The organism is Vibrio nereis NBRC 15637, from assembly GCF_001591105.1.
GTDB lineage: Bacteria > Pseudomonadota > Gammaproteobacteria > Enterobacterales > Vibrionaceae > Vibrio > Vibrio nereis.
Genome location: NZ_BCUD01000001.1, coordinates 122,815 through 144,610, shown reverse-complemented (window position 1 = coordinate 144,610; position 21,796 = coordinate 122,815). Strand labels below are relative to the sequence as shown.

The following is a 21,796-nucleotide window of genomic DNA, read 5'->3' as shown; positions in this document are numbered from 1 at the left end:
GGGGATTACTTCACGCTGGTTGCGCGATCAAGTACAGATTGCGGGATAGTCATACCCAATTTGTCTGCCGCTGCTTTATTCACAACCAGATCAGAACCCTCGGCTACTTTCACATCTAGCGAGCCAGGCTCACTACCTTGAAGAATCGCAGCTACGTACTCTGCTGTTTGTACACCCACTTGGTAGTAATCAAAACCTAGGCCGGCAATGGCACCTTTTTCGACATAAGACGTCGCACCTGCCAATACCGGTGTTTTCGATTGAGTTGCCGCCACAATCATTCCTTCGATCGCACTTGCCACTGTATTGTCAGTTGGGGCATAAATCACATCAGATTTGTCTGCAATAGCTTGTGTCGCTGATTGGACATCAGCACTTTTTAGCGCAGTTGCTTCCACCACTTTCAGACCATGCGCTTCCGCACTTTGTTTAAGGAGATCCACCAACGCGACAGCATTAGCTTCACCTGGGTTGAAGACCACACCAATAGACTTAGCGTTTGGTAAGATTTCTTTGATAAGTTCAACATGCTGAGTAACAGGAGAAAGGTCAGAAAGACCAGTAACATTTTGCCCAGGTTGTTCAAGCTGTTTCACCAGTTTCGCGCCTACGGGATCGGTAACTGCAGTGAACACAACGGGAATCGAACGAGTCGCAGACACCAATGCTTGCGCTGTCGGGGTTGCAATACCAACCAATACATCTGGCTGTTCACCCACGTATTGGCGTGCAATCTGTACCGCAATCGCTGGGTTACCCTGCGCCGTTTTATAGTCAAATTCTAGATTTTTACCCTGCTCGTATCCTTTTGCTTTTAAACCATCTACGAGTCCCTGACGGGTAGCGTCCAACGCTGGGTGTTCTACGATCTGTGAAACAGCAACTTTGGCTGTTTTAGCCATGATACTGGTTGAAGAGAGAAGTGCAGCCCCTGCTAATACTGCGGTCGCAATAACTTTTCCTGCTTTCATCTTAGCTCCTTGAATTCAGCAAATTGTTGTGATGTTGTGTGCGATATTATTTGTAGATTTATTATTTAAATTGCACATTTAGTGTTCATAACAATCATTATTACCAATAAGTTGCAGGAAAGGGAAGCAGGATTTAACAACATCACAACAAAAGTAACTTCTCGCGGTTTTACTCTCTTTCAGCTTGAATCAATATATTGCGGGGCGTAACCGATTTAGAACAAAATTCTTTAACCGTCACGTGATAGCCTTCTTGTTCTAGGTACATGGCCTTATCTAAGACCAGCCAAAGTTCTATGCTTCTTCTAAAGACTTGCTGCACTAGGCTTAGGCGCTCCATATGCCAATAGCGCCTTTCTCCCTGTTCCAGATACGCATTAAAATCCACGTCTGGCAGAGCAATTTTCTTTTGCGCCGCAGCCCATTGGCAAAACGCTTTAAACCCTTCAGATAACATCGACTTTTTAATACTCGGCACAGGCTCGTAGTGTTCAAAACCACACTCCGAACGGAGTAATAAGTCAAACCCGAGACGAAAGCGCATCTCTTCGAAACGATGTCTTTTTACGCGTTCCCCGCCCGTAACGGTTTCTTGAAGCGGGATTCGCAGCTCCGATTTAATGAGTTTTAGCTTGGATGCTTTACCCAATTGCGATAACGCTTCGTACTGGTCGGATTGAATGAGGTGGTAACAGCACGGAGAAATTGTCATTGCAGGCAGGTTTCGGCTTACTCCTTTCTTGATGAGTGACACATGGAGATCGCCACAAGCATGTAGAGCCACCGCGTGTTGATGTTGATTAAGAACGTTTTCAGCCGACTCGGTTAACGCGTCACCTTGAACAAAAGTCATCGGCAACCCTTGGCTGTCTGCTTGAGCCTGGCCTGAATCACATAGCGGCTGTTGATATTCAAAGCTTGTCACTTTTTGCTGGCTTTGGCTGGCTAAAATACGGCCAAGAAATCCTTTGCCTGAACACCACTCTAGCCACTCGCTCCCATTATGGTGGGTTAGTGCCGCCTCCCCCATAGCAACGATCTGTGTCAACTTTCGACCAGGCACACCGGAGTCCACACCCCGCTCTAATTCTATTCCTTTTAGAGAAATACGCTCAAGGTTGCTCAGTGAAATAAGAGAATGGATGTTTGGAAGGTGCGTTGCAATAGAATCCACCAGCTTAGGTGTATCACCTTTCAGCTCGTCAATTTGCTCACTGGTTAACGAATTGAGCCAATCACACAGCTTAGGGTGCTGTTCTGCCCACGGAAGCTGATCATTTAAACTCTGAAAAAATGGCTCAAAGCGCCAAAGCTCTTGTTGAATTTGTAAAAGTGTATCGAGTGTTTTAAATCGCTGTTGCATGCTTCCCCCTAACTGCGCGCGTATTTTAGAGGGAAGTCGAGACGTTTGATAGAGGTTAGCGAACTGGCAACTCGATATCTTTAAACATCGCTTCTATTTCAGCATTTGATTTGAGTGACAAAGCTTGCTCCACAACAGGTCGAGTAAGGTGAGGCGCAAAACGCTCGATAAAGTCATACATGTAGGATCTTAAGAAAGTACCACGACGGAACCCAATGCTTGTGGTGCTCACACCGAATATATGGCTTGCATCGATCGCCACAAGATCGGTGTCTTTCTCAGTATCAATAGCCATACTGGCAATTACACCAACACCCAGCCCCATACGAACATACGTTTTGATGACATCCGCATCGGTTGCGGTAAAGACTACTCTCGGTGTCAGTCCATGTTTATGGAAAGCCGTATCTAACTCAGAATGACCCGATGCACCAATTACATACGTAACCAACGAATAAGATGCGAGATCTTGGATGCTAACATGCTCTTTCTGCGCCAATGGGTGAGTTTTCGGCACGACAATCGAGCGGTTCCAGTGATAACAAGGCAGCATGATCGCGTCTTGATAAAGATGCAGTGCTTCAGTCGCGATGGCAAAGTTAGCGATACCTTTCGCAATCGCTTCAGACATATGAGAAGGCGTGCCTTGATACATATGTAATGATACTTTGGGGTAACGAGCGGTGAAGCCTTTAATCACCTCGGGAAGTGCGTATCTGGCTTGCGTATGGGTGGTAGAGATATTTAGCGTACCCATTTCAGGATGCGTATACTCACCAGCAACAGCTTTTATGCTTTCAACGCGGCTCAAAATCTCTTGAGAAATGCGGATGATATCTTCGCCAGCATTCGTCACTTGCGTTAGGTGTTTACCGCTACGCTCAAAAATTTGAATGCCTAGTTCGTCTTCAAGCAAACGCACCTGCTTACTTATCCCTGGCTGAGAGGTATACAGGCTTTCAGCGGTTGCTGATACGTTCAAGTTGTGATTAACGACCTCAACAATATACTTCAATTGCTGTAATTTCATTCCTAACCCGCACTCCCTTAGCGATACATCACGAGTATTACATCATATTTTATAATATTTAGTTATAATGCCTCTGCATAAAAATTGGTAGTCCAATGACTAATTAGCGTGACTAAACTAGTAACTTGATCGTTCTAATAGGATGTTTTGCAATCAATTACTCATTCTCACTAGCCAATTGACATTTTTCATTAAGAAATGTCGTCGAGTAAGACATAATGCGGAAAATCGGTGTAGAGAGTTAGCAGTATCGTGTATCCTAGTCTGCTAGCCATCAAAAAAACATAAGATACGGAATTTATGAATATTGGTTTAATCATAGCTTTAATTGCCATCTTACTGGTCTTGGTTCTTGGCTATAACATCATGCTGCAGTACAAGGTCAAAGTAGAAGCGGCAAAAAAGCACGAGTCTTCACGCTACATTCAAATCATTGATGCAACAGAAGAACTCATTGGCCATGCTCACCACCTGCCCTACAGTAAAGATTTATTAGTATGTTTGAACACGCGCATCCTAGATGCCTTGCAAAACATGCTTGACCTAGATCCAAAGAATAAACATTTGGAGCAACGCGTCGATAACGTTAAACAACAGATCACCCAGCTTGAAGAAACTTTTAAAGGCAACGACAATGCTGCATTTAAAGTACCAAGCAGCGATAAGCAAGCCATCATGATGCTTAAGCTTGTGAAAAGACTGCGAGATACCATTCGTAGCGAACACAATAAAGGCCGCTTTGAAACTCAAGCTTATGTGGCAGAAAATGCACGTTTAGAAACCATTCAGATTCGTATCAATATTGAAAATGTCATTAAACGCTCTAACGATGCGATTGTACGCGGGCAGCCGGGTACAGCACTTCAACTGTTGAAAAAAGGGATTGATGCGCTTAGCACTAAAAATGATAACTACTCCAATCAAGCACGAGAGAAGTTGCAAGCCATGCATGATGAACTAGAGCAAAAACGCCAGAATAAAAACGCTGAAGAGCTTCATCAAATCGCCCAAAAAGAACGTCGTGACGATATGGATGTTATCTTTGGTGAAAAGAAAAAGTGGTAATATAATTTCAAACGTTTCGTTTCAAAGGTCGCTACGGCGGCCTTTTCTATTTACAAAGTGACAGCATGATTGACCTGAAAACCTACGACTCCCTACTAGAACCTATCAACGCCTTCCTACAATGCTCAACGCCTGATGCTTGGGTAAATGAAGCGAAAAAGCCCGAAAACCTGAAAACCGTCCTCATTGATCACTTGCTGTGTGAGCTGAAGGCGGGTCAATCGGCTATGTATTTGATCCGTAAATACGCGGTGGATAAAAGTAGCGCTAACAGCCTTCTAGACTGGTTTAAGCCGTATGAAGATTTTGCCTACCGCAAAACAGGCAGCCTAGAGACGCTGAAGGGTAAAAGCAATATCTCCAAAGCAATCATGGCAAAATCTAATTCGCCTTACAGTCAAGATTTAATCGATAAGATGGTATTGCTTATTAAAGAAGAGCTGCACCATTTTTATCAGGTTCTTGAGATCATGGAGAGTCGTGGCATTGCCTACGAGCCTGTACCAGCAAGTCGTTATGCAAAGGGATTACTGTCAGAAATGACCACTCATGAGCCACAAACGTTGATCGACAAACTGATTATCGGCGCCTACATCGAAGCGCGTTCATGTGAGCGTTTTGCGAAACTTGCTCCGCATATGGACAAAGACATTGCGAAGTTTTATGTGTCATTACTCCGCTCTGAAGCACGTCACTACCAAGACTACCTGACTCTTGCCGAAGAAATCGCAGGTAAAGATATTTCTGAACGAGTGAATTACTTTGGCAAATTAGAAGCTGAGCTGATTTCATCCCCCGATAACGACTTTAAGTTCCATAGCGGTGTACCTGCCTAATTGGCTTTAACTATAAAAAATCCCCCTATTACAGGGGGATTTTTAGTTAGGTGTACATCTTAACTTGCTTAGTGTGCCTTTAGGTCATGTCTCAAATCATTAATTCGGTTATAAACTGGTAGGTTTTCCAAAGATTGAAGCTGGTAAGCGTACTGCTTGTCTAACGCTTTACGTTTTTCAACACCTTGGAAGTCTGCTAGGTTAATAACTGAAAGTTCAACAGACGTTAAATCTTCATTCGCGGCTTCAGCCATACGCAGAGCTTCAAGGTCAGCCTTAAACCCAAGCATATACCATGCATAAGTGTTTTCTGGCGTTGCATAGTACGTTGCACCATTTGAACGCTTGAATTCGCGTAACGAATTTGATGGCCCAACAGGTTCACTGCGCATTGTGATCTTGCGAGCAAACACTTCATCACGCTGGTCGCTCGTCTGGTCAGTTGCAGTTACTGTCATTGCAGTCAAAATCGCTTTGTTTAGTGGCGTTTTACCGAAACGTGGTAACGCAAACTTATGCCTGATAGGGAAGCTATCGTAGTAAGGCATTGCTTCAATCATGTCATCCCATGTAATTGCGGTGAAATCACCCTCCGCTGGGCGGTAGTTACCTTCTGCATCTTGGAAGTTTTTATATAAATTACCAGTACCGAGGATAAGCGTATCTAGCAATAAATCACCTTTAGGGAAAACAGTAAAGAACCCTTGACTATCTACCCCCGTCGTTTCTGGGAGTTCAATAAGAGACGAGATAGAACGCGATGTAGAACGACGTGTGCCGATTCTATCCACAAGAACACTCGCTGCTGCCAACTTATCCGGCCAATGACCAATGTAGTCAATGTAGTTCGAGTAGTTGTTCACTGGGGCTGGGCGAGGTGCACTACCACTATTGAGGAATTTACCCACTTCACCGATCACTTTCTCCCCAGCAGCTAGAGACGCAATTACCGTGTCATCAAAACATGATGTAGGAACATAGTTCACAGGGAAATTATTACGCATAGAGTAGTTTGAGATGATATCTGCAAGTTTCTTATACGTAAATGAACCATCCGCATTTTCGATTTCACACGTGTGGTCTGGTGTAATCAAGATATTCACCAGCGCGTCACGAGCTTTATCAACCGCTTTTGGTGCGCCACAATACACTGTGTATGGCCATTGCGTCGGATTCCCTTGACATACATCGGTAAAGATAAATGGTAAACCTAGCATTTGAGCGTGTGTAAGTTCAAAGCCAAGTGCGAGCTCACGGTAACGATCGTAATTGTGAAGGAAGTTTCTCCAGTCTTGGAATTGACGCTCTCGTGAAGCTGCATAATCCATGATGCTTTGCTCATCGAAGTCATTACTCATTCCACGAATCGTGCGGATATAGTAGTTATCATTATAAGCTTCTAGCTTATAATCCATAATTTCTTCGACACTGCGCCCTTCGTCGTGACGGTTACAATTATCGTTTAGGCTAACATTTCCATCAGTACAGAAGTCAAAGTCACGCATTGGAGTCACTGGATATTCAGCTTTTAGAGCTTTAACCGTACCATCGCTCAATAACGCAGAAGGTTGTTTATATGGGTCTAAAACATCTGCACGCAAGCTTGCATCGTATTGACCTGCGTCAAGGTAGATCGTTTCGTTCTTGACCTCGTTATCAGTGGTGGTGACCTGCGCTGTAGCTTCTACCTCACGTTTATAGCCAAAACGTAGTGCAGCCAAATCATATGGACCAAATACTGGCAGTGCATTCATCATTGATGGGTTGTAGTCCATAATTGATGAATAACGCGGCACAATTTTCAGGCCATGATCTTCCAGTTCTTCAGGTTTAAAGTAGTTAGGTTCATCATTACTACCTTTAAAGTTATGACGCAAACCTAAGTTATGCCCTAGTTCGTGAACAAGAGTTTTGGCATAGAATACGCCTACAATGAATAAACTAATCTCTTCTTGCTGAGCTTCTGTCAATTCATCCCACTTTTTGAGGTTACCAACCTCACCGACAGTGCCATTCCAAAGTGATGGGTCTTGGTAGTTGAATGTTTTCCCACCAATAGACGTTGGTAATGTTTTAAGCTTTACGCCCGCGCGCAGAGAAGAAACTGGATACATATTGTTTTCAGCCCACAGACGGGTTTCCAACTCTTGCAATGCGCTCATATCTTCAAGAGTTAAGTCCTCTTCTGCAACTTCCAGCTCTTCTTTTACAGCCAACATTACGTCTGCAAGAGTTTCAGTCTCCATTTTTGCATAATCAAACTCAACCACAGAACCGACATCAGAAGTGATTGAATCAGCAGTCACCTGCTGTGTTTGAACAGGACTGGAGCTTGACGATACCGAGCTAGCTTCAGTCTCAGTCTCAGTCTCTACAGCATTTGGATCTTTAACGAGCTGTACACGATCTTCATTGTAGTCAAGAGCGATGCGATCCCACAGTCTGTCTGAGATAGAACGAAGAACACCTGAATACTGGTTAACGTGTGCGTGAACAATTTCGCCCGTTAGTGGGTTTGCTGCCGAAGGACCGTAACCCGCTAAACCATTGTCTAGTGGCTCATCAATTAGATTGATAACATTGTAGCGCAAGTCACCAGACAATTTACCTGATGGCTCATGGAGGCGGATCTTTGGTACACCCACTTTTTCCAACTGAGGGTTAATACGATCAATTACGTCTTTAGTAATTTGCTTGAAGAATCGTGTTTCATCGTTTTGATCAAAGTTGTTCGCTAAATGGTAGTCGATGAACTCTAGGTTTGGGTTAAAACGGTGTAAGTAGCTAAACTTCTGGTCAAAGTTACCACCGACATAGGAAGGATCAGGTCGACCTACTTCGTTGGCAAAGAAGCCGAAAGTATCTTCATCACCTTTAGCATAAACAATTGGTTCATACTCATTTGACGGAGAACGAACCAAATCAAGCGGAACTAGAGAATAGAACTGAGAAGCCGTAAACGACAACTTATCCATATCATAGTCTGTCTTCTCAAGAGCGTTAAACATACAACGCCAGTTATTTGTAATGCGGTAGTCTTGTTTAACTTCAAAGTTAATCACGCCATCTTTAGTTACTTCGTAACCTTTCCAGGAGATGCTTGGGTTCGCAGCAACCCTAGGGCTACCTACTTTGGTGTAACAACCATTTGCGAATGTAAACAGGTCATTCCAAGTTGCTTCAGCAACTTTGACATCTTCAAAACTAGGCTCGAAGAAGCGACGGTCTTGCCAACGAGTCTCGTTGTTGTCGACTTTCTCTTCTTTGTTAGTACATTCGTTATAGTCATTCTCTTTACATTGGTAATCGACATAATCAACCGGGATGGATAATACAAGACTTGTATCATCTGGGCTTTCAATCCAACGCCCTAGCTCACCTTCGTCAATTTCACCTTGGCTGATCACATCAGGACTGACCATGCGAACTTTTAGCTCGCCGGAATCAGAGTTGTCTTGTCCCGCTTCAAAGGAAAGCGTAACTAACTTTTCTTGCCCCTGCATAAAAGGTGCCATTGAGCCAGCAAACCTTGGCGCATTCGCCATTGAAGGCATGTACAGGTAAACTTGATCGGTTTTAACGTCCGTTTTTCGGAACGAGTTTTCTGGTTTAGATAATGTGTCGTACGCTTGGTCATCTGCACCACAGCCAGCCAATATGCTGGATATAGCCGTTGCCAATGCTATTTTCTTAAAATGCATAATGTCATCCTATTGTTATTTTTATATCCTTAGAAAGAAAAACTAAGTTGAGCGGTATAAGTCGCTTTATCCTCATCAAATAAATCGATATCACCCAACGTGCCGCGCTCAGCATCTGTATAGAAGCCTGCTGTGGAAGCAGATAAAGAAGCTGACCAGTTATCGGCGAGCTGGTATGAGCTAAATACAGAAGCACCATAAGTAAATTGCTTACTTCGGTTCCCCTTATAACTCATTCCATTTCCTCCAAGCGCTGACGCCCCTAGAGTCAATTTGTCAAACTGATAATTCGCACCAACTGAAAGCGAATACACCCACTCTGTAAGCACACGACCGTTCATAGTTTTGAACTTATAAAAGTTTTTTCTAACACGAGGAGAAACTGAGTAATTCCCGCCTAGCATTTCAAAACTAATCGGTACATCTACTCGTAGCGATGTATAAAGCTCCGTATCGCGAGATGTTTCAGAAGTCGGTATCGTTAATTGTCCGCGTAATCCAACCTTTCCTGTTTCACCAAAAGTGAATAAGTTAGAATAACTCGCGCCAATAATGCTATCTGTTGCAAAATCTCCTGTTTCGTTTTCGTATGCTCTGTACCCTCCGGACGAAATATATCCGGTAATATTATCTGTGAACCCATAATTTAAACTTCCATTCCATGAGAGACTTCTTACGGAGCGGTAGTCGTTAGGGCTATATATATTTGTGTTGTAAGCAAGAGAGAAACTACCACCAATATTATCTAATATTGAGTGCTGCTCACCGTTATTAACCTTATTTTCCTCAGAATAAACAGATGAGGAAAATAAAGCTAAGACAGCGAGCGCAGTTACTCTTTTGTCCCACTTTGTTGTGTGTTGCATAGATTACTTCCATGAAATATTAAACTCATTACGAGCGTTCCATGTGTTATTTGCTTTATAAAGGCAAATAACAACCATCAGAAATAATTCTCCTTATTTCCGATAAATATTTCTCAAGCGAAAAAGCTAATTTTTACTTTATTATTTTTATACCTAGCGTCGTTGTCTTTGGCTAGGGTGTGTTATAGGTATTGCTGATAATAGTTTTTTTGTATATTCATTCTCTGGCGAGTTATATACTTCTAACGCAGGGCCATATTCGACGACTTTACCAAAATACATTACTGCCACGTCATCGGAAACTTGCCTTACTACGGATAAGTCATGTGAAATAAATATAATGGCAAGATTCATTTCTTTCTGTAGTGCCAGTAATAAATTAATTATTTGAGCTTGTACTGAAACATCTAGTGCGGATACAGACTCGTCACAAATTAATAGTTTTGGCTTTAAAGCTATCGCACGAGCGATACCAATACGCTGCCTCTGACCACCAGAAAACTCATGTGGATAGCGATTAATGGCTTCACGTGGTAAGCCCACCTTATCCAGTAACTCCAAAACCCACTGTTTTCGCTCCTTATCACTTCCCATATTATGGATAATGTAAGGCTCCTCTAAGATCATGCCTATGGTATGCCTTTGATTAAGGGATTCCATTGGATCCTGAAATACAATTTGCATATCTTTACGCAAAGGGCGCATCTCCTTCGGAGACAGTTTGGTAATATCTTTTCCTTCGAAATAAATACTGCCTGCTGTTGGTTCAAATAACTTTAGTATTGTTCTCCCTAAAGTACTTTTCCCACAACCAGACTCACCCACTAAACCCAAGGTCTTTCCTTGCTCTAAAGAAAAAGAAACACCATCAACGGCTTTGACCGTGTAACCTTTGGAAAACAATCTTTTTCCAGAAACAAAGTGCTGCTTTAAGCCTTCAATCCTTAATACTTCTTGCATCACTCACCCCTAATTACTCTGGAACATACTTGGATCAATCGGCTGTATATCGATCATTTGCTTGGGTTCATGTTCTAAACTCGGCATAAGCCCCATTAATCTTTTGGTATATGGGTGCTGTGGATTATCGAATAGATCGAACACATCAGCTTTTTCGACAATTTTTCCTCCGTACATGACAGCCACGTCATCACAAATTTCCGCCACGACCCCTAGATCATGAGTAATGAAGATCATTGCCATTCCTGTTTCTTCTTGAAGCTCTCGCATAAGCTCCAGAATAGAGGCCTGTACAGTCACATCCAACGCGGTGGTAGGCTCATCACAGATGAGAATATCTGGCTTACACGCTAAGGCCATCGCAATCATAACGCGCTGTCGCATACCGCCAGATAAATTATGTGGATACTCATCAATGCGCTTTTCCGGCATAGGTATTTTGACTTTTTCCAGCATCTTCAAGGCATATTGTCTTTGCTCTGTTTTTGCTAGCTCAGGGCGATGAAGTTCAAGTACTTCCATGATCTGCTTGCCCACTGTATGCACTGGATTCAAAGCCGTCATCGGATCTTGGAAGATGATTGAAATGCGATCACCACGCATGGCATACATTTCTTCAGCAGGCAGAGAAACCAAATCTTTACCACGGTATAAGATTTCACCGCCAACCACCCGGCCATATGGCTTAGGCAATAAACCCATTATGGACATTGAGGTAACGCTCTTACCGCATCCAGACTCCCCAACCAATCCCAGTGTGCGCCCTTTCTTGACATCAAAACTCACACCGTGGAGGACTTGAACTGGTCCATTGTCTGTTAAGAATTCAGTCTCTAAGTTTTTCACACTCAGTACTACTTCACTGCTCATCTTCCTGATCCTCGCAAGCTATAGCTTGTATCGTTCATCCACTACCGTCACCTCAGGGAACGCTTTGCCCTGCTTCATGGCTTTTTTGGTCTCTTTCTTCGCCTCTGTATCTATCCAGAAGGTGTGCAGACCGAAAGTACGGTCAATCGGGAACATGTTGGCAGTTCGCTTAGTCATTGCTTGCTCTGGGAACTTAATCCAACGCCAGTGAGCTTCACGCGCATACGGAACCATGTAACCAGGTACAATCACATTAGCTGTGGTAATTTCTTGCTGGATCTGGTGAGACAAACCTTGTTTCTTCGCGAGATCGAACTCCGTTTTGTATTGCTCAATTAATTTATCGAGGCGTGGAGAGCTAAAGTTCGTATGGTTATTTGTCTGTGGTTTATTCGCATTAACGCTATGGAAGTATTCCCAATAGGCCGGAACATCAGCAGTCCCCATATTCAGAAATGCCAGTTCATGCTTCTTTTCAAGGATGTATTTGAAGGCCGCTGAACCATCGACAAGATTCAGGGTAAATTCCAACCCTGCTAATTTAGCCTGCTCTTTAAGAAATGCGATCCGAGGCGTCCAAGAGTTGCGGCCGTAAGTGATGCCAAAACTCAAGCGCTCTCCTTTAGCATTTACGCGTATGCCATCAGGGCCAATTTGATCGAATCCCGCCTTCGCGAAATGCTCGGCTGCCTTTTCAGGATCAAACTTTGATGGCTTCGGATTAGGCAGATCATAGTTTCCGTGACCAAAACCCATCGCATGCGGTTTGCGTGAGTAATCCCCACGGGTAATGTTTTCGATCATGCCATCATAGTCAGTGGCAAGCATGATGCCTTTACGCAGTTCACCATCTGACAACAGCGGCTGCGCAGTATTCATCCACAAACCACCAGCACCTTGCGGCATTTGGTTGTAGCCCCAGAATTTATGGATATAGCCTTGCTTATAAGGCTCTGAGCTTGTTTTCTCGTGCCATAGTGAAGGTAATAACAAACTAAAGGCGTCTAAGTTGCCTTTTTCAAAGTGCTTCATCGCAATATCGTTATCTCGGATCACTTTAATTCGTATTTTGTCTACGTTATAGCGATTCTGATAATAACGGTTGCTGTAGCCCCACCAATCATCACCTGCATGTTTGAAGGTCAGTTGCTTACCTTTTTTCACCTTGTCTAGATAGTAGGCGGAAGTTGTTGGTTCACTTTTAAAGTTATACTTACGGACAAAATTATCATCTATACCGTCGCCGTTTTCGTCCTTTGAAGGGTTCGCGTAAAAATGAGCGGGTCGAGGTACTAAGCTACCAAGCGTATAGAGTAGATCTTCTGGGTTTTTCTCGATGCCACTGGTTACCGAGAACGTAAGATCGTCGAATTTTTTCACTTCCGCTATAACGTTGCTGTAATACTCATTGTACCAAGGCGCGATAATGTCTTTTGAGCGATAAAACTTCAGCATAAATACAAAATCATCCGCCGTCACAGACTTGCCATCCGACCATTTAGCGGCTGGGTTTAACTTGAAGTAAACCGTTTTGTTGTCATCACCAAAAGCCCATTCGTTCGCAAGCGAAGGAATCCACTCTAATGTATCAGGATGTTTGCTGACTAGATTTGGTACGTCATCCAAGAAGTATGCTCTTAGACCGGAGTTAGAATCAGGCCCCACACTTCTTAATGTTTGCGGAAAGCTAAGAATATGGGTTCGATACGTACCACCGCGCTTTGCTTCAGCAGACGCGAATAAGGGCTCATCCCAATTCGTTTGCCAATCAAGACCTTGCGGAAGGTCTGCTGCATAAGCGCTTGTTCCCAGCGCTGATAAAATTGAAGCAACTAATAATTTCTTCATTTTGAATTCCCTGTCTTGTTTTGTGTTACACGTATCGTGTAAATTTTTTCGGGTCAAATGCGGCGCGGATTGCTTCACCAATAAAGGTCACCATTACTAGTACCGCGACAATTGACGTCACAACGGAAGTGACAATCCATGGTGCATCTAAGTTTGATTTTCCTTGCTGAAGTAACTCTCCCCAACTTGGCGTTGGTGGCATTAATCCCAGCCCCAAATAATCCAATGCAGTTAGTGCTGTGATATTGGCTGCAATTGTAAAAGGCGCTAACGTCACGATCATAACCATAGTATTAGGTAGAATATGCTTTAGCAGAATTCTGAGTGTAGAAGCGCCTAACGCCCTGGCAGCCATAACATATTCACGAGCCGACTCTTTGTAGGTCATGGTTCTCATGTACCAAGTCATCCCCATCCAACCAAACAGCACGTTAATAGCAACAAATAAAGTAAAGGTTGGTTGTGTAATCGACACCAAAATCATGATCACATATAGGAATGGCACCATCGACCAGACCTCTATTAGCCTCTGGACAAACAGGTCAAATCGTCCACCGAAAAAGCCCATAGAGCAGCCAACTACCGTACCGATTGCGTAAGAAATGGCCATTGTTAGGAGCGCGAAGCCCATAGCAATGCGAAATCCATACACAAGACGCGCTAATATGTCTCTGCCAATCACATCTGTACCCAAATAGTGCTGTGTGTCGACACTCGGCGCTAATGGTGGATAATCGCCACTAAAGTCTTGCTCATAGGGATTCCATGGCACCAAAGGCATTAATACAAAGTTATCGCCATCATCTTCTTCGAACTGTATTTTAAGTGCTCGGTAATCCACTTCACTGGAATAATTAAGCCCAAACTCATTACCTGTCCGAACATCGCTAAATACAGGGAACGACCACTCGCCATCGTATTTAACCACCAGTGCTTTGCTGTTGACTAACAACTCTGCAAATAGCGATAACACCAATAAGGTTGTTAAAATGATTAGCGACCAGTATCCACGCTTAATCTCTTTAAAGTGTTTGATTTTTTTCTGAGTTAAAGGAGTCAATTGGATAATCATGAACCGAACCTCACTCTTGGATCTGCTAAAGCCACACAAAGATCCGATAAGATATTACCAATCATCAACATTACCGCGTTGATAGCGACAATCCCCATTACCACTGGATAGTCTCTTTCCATTATGGATTCATATCCCAATAAACCTATTCCATCGATATTAAAAATAACTTCAATAAGGAACGAACCTGTCATGAAAAAGAGTAAGGAGTTACCGAAATGACTGGCGATAGGAATCAAGCTGTTTTGTAGCGCATGTTTCCGTACAGCAGTTTTAAAAGGTAAACCTTTGGCGATGGCAGTTCTAATATAATCGGCGGAAATATTCTCCATCAGATTATTCTTCATCGTCATTGTTAGCGTGGCAAAATCACCAATCAGATAACAAATCAAAGGCAGGATTGCATGCCACATGATGTCTTTGAACTGCTCTAAGAACGTTTCATAGTCATCAAAATCATCACCAACGAAACCACCCATAGGAAACCAGTCAAGGTTGTAGGCAAATACGGTAATTAAAAAGACGCCAACGACGTACCCAGGCAGAGCATAACCTATAAAGATCAGTACAGAGGACGAGGAATCAAATACAGACCCGTGTTTAATAGCTTTGTAATAACCGAGAGGAATGGAAATAAAGTAGCTTATAAAAAAGGTCATTCCGCCATAAAAGAGTGAGACAGGCAGTCTCTCAGCTATCATCTCGCTAACAGGCTCGTAATATCGCGTAGACTCGCCAAGGTCCAATACAATAATTTTCGATAACCATTCTAAATATGATTCAAGAACAGGTTTATCTAAACCGTAAAACGCGTTTAATTCTGCTATTTGGTCTTCAGATAATGCGGAACTGCTACCTGCGACATTCATTGATGCGCTTTCAGACACGGATTGCATGTTGGCAAGCATCCGCTCAACTGGACCGCCAGGAACAAAACGAGTGATGGCAAAGATTAGGATGGTAATACCAAGGAATGTAGGTATTACTAACAATAGACGCCGTAATATATATGCTAACAATTGGAAGTACTCCGTACCAATTACTATAAATAAGTTACATCCTGTAACCGAATAAATTTTAAACTGTTCTAATATATGTGGTTTTTAGAATCTGAGCGACGAAAACCTTAAATCATAACCAGCAGTTATAGAATTATTATTAGTTAACACCTTGTATTTTATCGACGTAGTTCATACTTTGCGTAACTGAACTAAATGATAAATACACATTACTCTGCTAAAGGAGTCGCAAACAGCTATAGAGTTCAAGAATATTGATATTTTAAAGAAAATCTAGTGTTTATTTTGGTCAGAAAAGGACCACAAAGGTGGGGATATTTAAATTTTTAGAGTATTTAACCAAATTTAAATACACCTAAACGTTTACGTCATTTTTCATGCTTGTTTAGGTGCATATATTCAGAAGATTTATTTGTGACAATTATGTTTCAAATCGTCATTAATAGAAGCTAGAACTGCAGCTGGATCTTCAGATTGTGTGATTGGACGCCCAATAACTAAGTAGTCCGATCCAGAGTTAACAGCTTCAACTGGGGTCATAATACGTTTTTGATCGCCAACTGCAGCACCTGCAGGACGAATGCCCGGAGTTACTAATTTAAACTCTTGACCAAGCTGAGTTTTAAGCATTGTTGCTTCTTGTGCAGAACACACCACCCCATCTAAACCTGAGTTTTTAGTTAAGGCTGCTAGGCGAATAACCTGCTCTTGAGGGGCAATATCTAAACCAATCCCTGCTAAATCACTTTGCTCCATGCTAGTCAGTACAGTCACACCGATAAGCAGTGGGCGATCTTTCCCATATGGCTCTAAGATTTCACGTGAAGCAGTCATCATTCTTTCACCGCCACTTGCGTGGACATTCACCATCCAAACGCCCAGTTCAGCTGCCGCGCGTACTGCTTTTGAGCAAGTATTTGGAATGTCATGAAATTTCAAATCTAAAAATACTGAAAAGTCACGCTTGTGTAGCTCTTTAACGAAATCTGGACCAAACAAAGTAAACATCTCTTTGCCCACCTTAAGGCGGCAAGACTTTGGATCAATTCTATCGACAAAAGCAAGTGCATCTGCTTGATTGTCGTAATCTAGTGCAACAATAACTTTTTGGTCGTTCATTTCATCTCCTAACTTACATGTAACGTGCCTAAAAAAAGCAGCGGGATCACCGCTGCCATTTTATGATTGGATAAACCAACCGGAATACTTATTCACCATCAAGCCCTCTAATAGGCTTAATCGTCCCCCATCCTTTACATGATGGGCAATGCCAATACAGCGAATGCGTAGAAAAACCGCACTTTCGACAACGATAATGAGGCTTAACTTTTAATTGTTCTCCAACTAGCTTCTGCAATGTATCAAGACTTGCCTTCGCGCGCCCTTCTTCGGCTTCGGCCAAGTGATAATCCATCAGGCGGTAAAAACCTTTCATCGTTGGGTTCTTCACCAGTTGGCGCGTCAATAACTCTTGGGCTGCTCCCGCGCCTTCGTGCTGTGCAACTAGCTGTGCCAACATAAGCTCCGCTGACGCCCCTGCTTTGCTCACTATACATTGGCGCAAGAATTCTAATAACTCGTCTTCTTGGCCTAAGTGGTAATAACTGTCTGCAAGAGTAGGAAGAACTTCACTGACAAAGTCGCTGTCTTGCTCAAGCACCATCTCCATATACTTTATCGCGTTCGAGTAGTCTTCAGACTCTAGGTATATTTTCCCCAGGGCCATACTGGCGCGAACACATTTAGGATCTTCTACAAGCGCTTTCTTAAAATTCTGCAAAGCTTTAGCATCATTGCCTTCTGCCTTTTCTTGCATAGCGAGCTCACACCAAAAATGCGCGATGCTGTTTTTCATCCGTTTTCGCCCCAACTTTACAAGCAACGAAGCGTAATGAATGGCTTTGGCCCACTCTCGAGTTTGCTGGTAAATAGACACTAATTGACCGAGAGCCGCTTCTTTGTGATCCGGCTCTTCGACCAATTGTTCAAATATTTTCTCAGCTCTATCAAGGAATCCTGACGCCATATAGTCTTTCGCTAATTGCTGAAGGGCTATATTTTTTTGGTCAATGGTAAGACCAGAACGAGAAATTAAGTTCTGGTGAATACGGATAGCTCTATCAACTTCCCCACGTGAACGAAACAAATTACCTAACGCGAGATGCGTATCAATCGTTTCGTTATCGACTTGAAGAAGCTCAATAAAGTGATCAACTGCTTTATCAGACTGATCTGACAGTAGCAAGTTCAAGCCCGTCACATATTGACGGGATATTTGATTGGATTGATTCTGCTTGTCTTGTTGGGCACTTCTATTACCCATATACCAACCGTATGCTGCAGCGATTGGTAATAACAAGAAGAGTATTTCTAACATCTAGTGGGAAGCCTGCCTATCACTAACGCTTAAGCTTTAGATTGCTCAGACTCATTTGCAGAGGGTGTTAGCTTTTTAAGCTGTCTTTTCAACTTGCGCACTTGAAGCTGCGATTTGAGGTGTAAGCTACCAAATACAATCCAAGCTAAGATAAAACCGACAATGAATACGCTACCTAATAACGTTGAAAGGTGGAACTCACCTTGCGCGATCAGATAATTGAAGTTCACGACATCCTGATTTTGTGAACCTAAAGCTAGTGCAATCAAAAATAGAGCTAATACAACAACGATTTTTATAATTTTCATGTTCCATCACCTAAGCATGTTTCTGCTGCTACGATTATGCAGTAAAACCACAAAACAAACCATGCCTATCTCTGAAATTTAGTCAATAAAAAAGCGGCATGACTAACGCATGCCGCTATTTTATCAGTAATTTTACTATCTAGCCGATATCAACTCGCTCACGAAGTTCTTTACCTGGCTTAAAGTGAGGTACGTACTTACCCTCTAGTTCTACCTTATCCCCAGTTTTTGGGTTACGCCCTACACGAGGCTCACGGTAATGAAGAGAGAAACTACCGAACCCACGAATCTCTATTCTGTCTCCGCTTTCCAATGTTGAAGCCATATGCTCTAAAATATCTTTAACAGCATCTTCAATCTCTTTTGCTGAAAGGTGGGTTTGCTCAGCGCAGAGTCTCTCGATTAGCTCAGACTTAGTCATAGTTTCCCTCATAGAGTAATTTATCACTTATTATAGTAAGTAATACCAATTCCAACAAACACTTGCCTTTAATTTTAGTCAAAAACTGAGCAACTTGCCTAGACTAAAATACAATTCTGAAAAATGATTTGCGCAGATTGGTATTACTACTCACTTAGGACTAAACATAAAAAAGGAGCCTTTCGGCTCCTTTTTTTAAAAAGCGATTAAATTATTCGCCTTTAGCTGCTTTGAAAGCGTCAGCCATAGCGTTACCGAACGAAGCATCGTCTGCTTTGTTCAGAGAAGCCATTGCTTCTTGCTCTTCAGCTTCATCTTTAGCTTTGATAGATAGGTTGATTACGCGGTTCTTACGGTCTACACCTGTGAACTTCGCTTCAACGCTGTCACCAACGCTTAGGATTAGAGAAGCATCTTCTACACGGTCACGAGCAACTTCAGATGCGCGGATGTAACCTTCTACGCCTTCTTCAAGTTCTACAGTTGCGCCTTTAGCGTCTACTGCTGTAACTGTACCATTGACTAGAGCACCTTTCTTGTTCTCAGAAACGTAAGCGTTGAATGGGTCGTTTTCCATTTGCTTAACGCCTAGAGAAATACGCTCACGCTCAGCGTCTACTGCTAGAACTACTGCAGAGATTTCGTCGCCTTTCTTGTATTCACGTACTGCTTCTTCACCTGGAACGTTCCAAGAGATGTCAGATAGGTGAACTAGACCGTCGATGCCGCCTTCTAGACCGATGAAGATACCAAAGTCAGTGATAGACTTGATCTTACCAGTAACTTTGTCGCCTTTAGCTTGCGCTTCAGCGAAAGATTGCCATGGGTTAGCTTTACACTGTTTCAGACCTAGAGAGATACGACGACGTTCTTCGTCGATTTCAAGAACCATAACCTCAACTTCGTCGCCAACATTAACAACTTTAGATGGGTGGATGTTCTTGTTAGTCCAATCCATTTCAGAAACGTGTACTAGACCTTCAACGCCTTCTTCGATTTCAACGAAACAGCCGTAGTCAGTTAGGTTAGTAACGCGACCAGATAGTTTGTGACCTTCTGGGTAACGCTTAGCGATTGCTACCCATGGATCTTCGCCTAGTTGCTTAAGACCTAGTGATACGCGAGTACGCTCACGGTCAAACTTAAGAACTTTAACTTGGATCTCGTCACCAACATTAACGATTTCAGAAGGGTGCTTAACACGCTTCCAAGCCATGTCAGTGATGTGTAGTAGGCCGTCAACGCCGCCTAGGTCTACGAACGCACCGTAGTCAGTAAGGTTCTTAACGATACCTTTAACTTCTGCGCCTTCTTGTAGAGTTTCTAGAAGCTCATCACGCTCAACGCTGTTCTCAGATTCGATAACTGCACGACGAGATACAACTACGTTGTTACGCTTCTGATCAAGTTTGATAACTTTGAACTCTAGCTCTTTGTTTTCTAGGTGAGCAGTGTCACGGATAGGACGTACGTCTACTAGAGAGCCTGGAAGGAAAGCACGGATACCGTTTAGTTCAACAGTGAAACCGCCTTTAACTTTACCGTTGATGATACCAACAACAGTTTCAGCTTCTTCGTAAGCTTTCTCAAGAACGATCCAAGCTTCGTGACGCTTAGCTTTCTCACGAGAAAGTTGAGTTTCACCGAAACCATCTTCAACAGCGTCTAGAGCTACGTCTACTTCAGCGCCAACTTCAACTTCAAGTTCGCCAGCAGCGTTCTTGAACTGTTCAGCAGGGATAGCAGATTCAGACTTAAGACCAGCGTCAACAAGAACAAAACCGTTCTCGATAGCTACTACAGTACCTTTAACGATGCTGCCTTGTTGGAATTCTGTTTCGTTTAGAAACTCTTCAAAGAGTTGAGCAAAAGATTCAGTCATTATTTAATCTTCAATAAATTAAACGTCCACGGGTGTCCTACCGCATGGGGTTATTAACTTCGCCAGTCATCATCCTTGCGACCGACGCTCTGACCTAGCAGCCTAGGCTACTAGCTTAGATTCAATATATTGTAGTGCTTTTTCTACCACTTCGTCGATACTCATAGAGGTCGAATCGAGTAATAAAGCATCCTCTGCAGGGCGTAATGGTGCCACTGGGCGGTTACGATCGCGGTCGTCTCGCTCTTGGATCTCGCACAAAAGGTCATCAAATTTACCATCTAACCCTTTGCGTTGCAACTGTTTAAGGCGGCGATTAGCTCGCTCTTCTGCACTCGCATCTAGGAATATTTTAGCTTCGGCTTGAGGAAAAACAACCGTACCCATATCGCGACCATCAGCCACTAGTCCAACGCCATCTGCAAATGCTCGCTGGCGGCGGAGTAAAGCTTCTCGCACACGAGGAAGTGCCGCCACTTTTGATGCGGCCATGCCTGTCTCTTCTTTGCGCAATTCTCGTGACACGTCTTCACCTTCAAGGATGACTTTGACTAAGTCTCCTTCCGCCACAAACTGTACGTCTAAATGGGTAGCTAGAGGGACAAGTGCATCTTCAGACTCAAGATCCACACCATGGTGAATTGCTGCTAGTGCAAGAACGCGATAAATAGCACCCGAATCTAACAAGTGAAAACCAAGCTTCTTTGAAAGAAGCATACACAGAGTGCCTTTACCCGCACCACTTGGTCCATCAACGGTCACGACCGGCGTATGAGAGGACATGTTTAACTCCACCTTAGTTATTGTTCAGCGCACATGCTGATCTTATTCGGCGAGAAATTATAGAGGTTATCGAACCTTGGTGCTAGGAAGGATTTGTAGCAGATACAAAAAAGAGCGCCAGGCGCTCTTGTATTTAGTTATAACTCAATTCGCTCTCGGTTTTTTTCTAGAGTAGCTGACCCAATGCCTTTTACATTGACTAAGTCATCAGCATTTTTGAAGTCACCATTTTGTTTACGATACTCAATAATAGCTTCAGCTTTCTTGATTCCCACACCAGAAAGCAGATCAGCAAGTTCTTGTGCCGACGCTTGGTTAACATTTACTGTAATCTCAATTCCAGCGTATTTCTCTTCTTTTGTCACATCACTCTGCGCCATGGCAAAAGGAACGGCAAAAGTAAGTGTCAGTAGTAGCAATAATC

The 21,796-nt window shown here is 43.0% G+C and carries 19 protein-coding genes; 2 read left to right on the top strand and 17 right to left on the bottom strand.

The window, feature by feature from the left end:
* Positions 1 to 5 precede the first annotated feature (5 nt).
* The 3 genes from VNE01S_RS00665 to cysB form a co-directional block, all read right to left on the bottom strand.
* On the bottom strand, positions 6 to 971 hold the full coding sequence (locus VNE01S_RS00665) for an ABC transporter substrate-binding protein (protein ID WP_053395769.1): 966 nt from the start codon (positions 969 to 971) through the stop codon (positions 6 to 8).
* 169 nt (positions 972 to 1,140) lie between these two features.
* Positions 1,141 to 2,334: a methyltransferase gene (locus tag VNE01S_RS00660; RefSeq protein ID WP_053395770.1), complete on the bottom strand. Its 1,194-nt coding sequence runs from the start codon at positions 2,332 to 2,334 to the stop codon at positions 1,141 to 1,143.
* Positions 2,335 to 2,389: 55 nt separating this feature from the next.
* Positions 2,390 to 3,364: an HTH-type transcriptional regulator CysB gene (gene cysB, locus VNE01S_RS00655; RefSeq protein WP_053395771.1), complete on the bottom strand. Its 975-nt coding sequence runs from the start codon at positions 3,362 to 3,364 to the stop codon at positions 2,390 to 2,392.
* Between the two features lie 300 nt (positions 3,365 to 3,664).
* Between cysB and VNE01S_RS00650 the strand changes: the two genes are divergently transcribed.
* On the top strand, positions 3,665 to 4,429 hold the full coding sequence (locus tag VNE01S_RS00650; RefSeq protein ID WP_053395772.1) for a hypothetical protein: 765 nt from the start codon (positions 3,665 to 3,667) through the stop codon (positions 4,427 to 4,429).
* Positions 4,430 to 4,494: 65 nt separating this feature from the next.
* The gene (gene miaE / locus VNE01S_RS00645; protein WP_053395773.1) at positions 4,495 to 5,265 is read left to right on the top strand and encodes a tRNA isopentenyl-2-thiomethyl-A-37 hydroxylase MiaE; all 771 of its coding nucleotides are present in this window, start codon (positions 4,495 to 4,497) and stop codon (positions 5,263 to 5,265) included.
* 68 nt (positions 5,266 to 5,333) lie between these two features.
* On the opposite strand, the gene VNE01S_RS00640 is transcribed toward miaE, so the two are convergent.
* From VNE01S_RS00640 to VNE01S_RS00575, 14 genes are all read right to left on the bottom strand, one after another.
* Positions 5,334 to 8,966, bottom strand: coding sequence for a zinc-dependent metalloprotease (locus tag VNE01S_RS00640; RefSeq protein WP_053395774.1), 3,633 nt, complete (start codon positions 8,964 to 8,966; stop codon positions 5,334 to 5,336).
* A gap of 29 nt (positions 8,967 to 8,995) precedes the next feature.
* The gene (locus VNE01S_RS00635; RefSeq protein ID WP_053395775.1) at positions 8,996 to 9,832 is read right to left on the bottom strand and encodes a hypothetical protein; all 837 of its coding nucleotides are present in this window, start codon (positions 9,830 to 9,832) and stop codon (positions 8,996 to 8,998) included.
* Positions 9,833 to 9,985: 153 nt separating this feature from the next.
* A complete protein-coding gene (locus tag VNE01S_RS00630) occupies positions 9,986 to 10,792 on the bottom strand; it encodes an ABC transporter ATP-binding protein (RefSeq protein ID WP_082331693.1) in 807 nt (268 codons plus the stop codon).
* 9 nt (positions 10,793 to 10,801) lie between these two features.
* The gene (locus tag VNE01S_RS00625) at positions 10,802 to 11,662 is read right to left on the bottom strand and encodes an ABC transporter ATP-binding protein (protein WP_082331694.1); all 861 of its coding nucleotides are present in this window, start codon (positions 11,660 to 11,662) and stop codon (positions 10,802 to 10,804) included.
* Between the two features lie 18 nt (positions 11,663 to 11,680).
* Positions 11,681 to 13,510 carry an extracellular solute-binding protein gene (locus tag VNE01S_RS00620; protein WP_053395776.1) on the bottom strand — a complete coding sequence of 610 codons (1,830 nt, stop codon included), beginning with the start codon at positions 13,508 to 13,510 and terminating at the stop codon, positions 11,681 to 11,683.
* A 25-nt stretch (positions 13,511 to 13,535) separates the two neighbouring features.
* Positions 13,536 to 14,579 (bottom strand): ABC transporter permease, encoded by a 1,044-nt coding sequence (locus VNE01S_RS00615; protein ID WP_156309867.1) that lies wholly within the window; start codon positions 14,577 to 14,579, stop codon positions 13,536 to 13,538.
* On the bottom strand, positions 14,579 to 15,601 hold the full coding sequence (locus VNE01S_RS00610; protein ID WP_082331695.1) for an ABC transporter permease subunit: 1,023 nt from the start codon (positions 15,599 to 15,601) through the stop codon (positions 14,579 to 14,581). Before VNE01S_RS00610 ends, VNE01S_RS00615 begins: the two co-directional genes overlap by 1 nt.
* Before the next feature lie 408 nt (positions 15,602 to 16,009).
* The gene (gene pyrF / locus VNE01S_RS00605; RefSeq protein WP_053396422.1) at positions 16,010 to 16,720 is read right to left on the bottom strand and encodes an orotidine-5'-phosphate decarboxylase; all 711 of its coding nucleotides are present in this window, start codon (positions 16,718 to 16,720) and stop codon (positions 16,010 to 16,012) included.
* An 88-nt stretch (positions 16,721 to 16,808) separates the two neighbouring features.
* Positions 16,809 to 17,978: a lipopolysaccharide assembly protein LapB gene (gene lapB / locus VNE01S_RS00600; protein WP_053396423.1), complete on the bottom strand. Its 1,170-nt coding sequence runs from the start codon at positions 17,976 to 17,978 to the stop codon at positions 16,809 to 16,811.
* Positions 17,979 to 18,007: 29 nt separating this feature from the next.
* On the bottom strand, positions 18,008 to 18,286 hold the full coding sequence (locus VNE01S_RS00595) for a LapA family protein (RefSeq protein WP_053396424.1): 279 nt from the start codon (positions 18,284 to 18,286) through the stop codon (positions 18,008 to 18,010).
* Between the two features lie 139 nt (positions 18,287 to 18,425).
* Positions 18,426 to 18,707: an integration host factor subunit beta gene (ihfB, locus tag VNE01S_RS00590; RefSeq protein ID WP_053396425.1), complete on the bottom strand. Its 282-nt coding sequence runs from the start codon at positions 18,705 to 18,707 to the stop codon at positions 18,426 to 18,428.
* Positions 18,708 to 18,918: 211 nt separating this feature from the next.
* On the bottom strand, positions 18,919 to 20,589 hold the full coding sequence (gene rpsA / locus VNE01S_RS00585; protein WP_053396426.1) for a 30S ribosomal protein S1: 1,671 nt from the start codon (positions 20,587 to 20,589) through the stop codon (positions 18,919 to 18,921).
* Between the two features lie 102 nt (positions 20,590 to 20,691).
* On the bottom strand, positions 20,692 to 21,372 hold the full coding sequence (gene cmk / locus VNE01S_RS00580) for a (d)CMP kinase (RefSeq protein ID WP_053396427.1): 681 nt from the start codon (positions 21,370 to 21,372) through the stop codon (positions 20,692 to 20,694).
* A gap of 137 nt (positions 21,373 to 21,509) precedes the next feature.
* Complete coding sequence (locus VNE01S_RS00575; RefSeq protein WP_245649862.1) at positions 21,510 to 21,752, bottom strand: ComEA family DNA-binding protein; 243 nt, start codon at positions 21,750 to 21,752, stop codon at positions 21,510 to 21,512.
* Positions 21,753 to 21,796: the final 44 nt, after the last annotated feature.

Excerpts from the sequence above, each read along its gene's own strand:
- rpsA (WP_053396426.1), bottom strand. The coding sequence starts at position 20,589 with ATGACTGAATCTTTTGCTCAACTCTTTGAAGAGTTTCTAAACGAAACA.
- VNE01S_RS00635 (WP_053395775.1), bottom strand. The coding sequence starts at position 9,832 with ATGCAACACACAACAAAGTGGGACAAAAGAGTAACTGCGCTCGCTGTC.
- pyrF (WP_053396422.1), bottom strand. The coding sequence starts at position 16,720 with ATGAACGACCAAAAAGTTATTGTTGCACTAGATTACGACAATCAAGCA.
- VNE01S_RS00660 (WP_053395770.1), bottom strand. The coding sequence starts at position 2,334 with ATGCAACAGCGATTTAAAACACTCGATACACTTTTACAAATTCAACAA.
- cmk (WP_053396427.1), bottom strand. The coding sequence starts at position 21,372 with ATGTCCTCTCATACGCCGGTCGTGACCGTTGATGGACCAAGTGGTGCG.
- VNE01S_RS00650 (WP_053395772.1), top strand. The coding sequence starts at position 3,665 with ATGAATATTGGTTTAATCATAGCTTTAATTGCCATCTTACTGGTCTTG.
- VNE01S_RS00630 (WP_082331693.1), bottom strand. The coding sequence starts at position 10,792 with ATGCAAGAAGTATTAAGGATTGAAGGCTTAAAGCAGCACTTTGTTTCT.
- lapB (WP_053396423.1), bottom strand. The coding sequence starts at position 17,978 with ATGTTAGAAATACTCTTCTTGTTATTACCAATCGCTGCAGCATACGGT.
- VNE01S_RS00625 (WP_082331694.1), bottom strand. The coding sequence starts at position 11,662 with ATGAGCAGTGAAGTAGTACTGAGTGTGAAAAACTTAGAGACTGAATTC.
- VNE01S_RS00620 (WP_053395776.1), bottom strand. The coding sequence starts at position 13,510 with ATGAAGAAATTATTAGTTGCTTCAATTTTATCAGCGCTGGGAACAAGC.
- VNE01S_RS00595 (WP_053396424.1), bottom strand. The coding sequence starts at position 18,286 with ATGAAAATTATAAAAATCGTTGTTGTATTAGCTCTATTTTTGATTGCA.
- VNE01S_RS00575 (WP_245649862.1), bottom strand. The coding sequence starts at position 21,752 with ATGGCGCAGAGTGATGTGACAAAAGAAGAGAAATACGCTGGAATTGAG.
- VNE01S_RS00665 (WP_053395769.1), bottom strand. The coding sequence starts at position 971 with ATGAAAGCAGGAAAAGTTATTGCGACCGCAGTATTAGCAGGGGCTGCA.
- miaE (WP_053395773.1), top strand. The coding sequence starts at position 4,495 with ATGATTGACCTGAAAACCTACGACTCCCTACTAGAACCTATCAACGCC.
- cysB (WP_053395771.1), bottom strand. The coding sequence starts at position 3,364 with ATGAAATTACAGCAATTGAAGTATATTGTTGAGGTCGTTAATCACAAC.
- VNE01S_RS00640 (WP_053395774.1), bottom strand. The coding sequence starts at position 8,966 with ATGCATTTTAAGAAAATAGCATTGGCAACGGCTATATCCAGCATATTG.
- ihfB (WP_053396425.1), bottom strand. The coding sequence starts at position 18,707 with ATGACTAAGTCTGAGCTAATCGAGAGACTCTGCGCTGAGCAAACCCAC.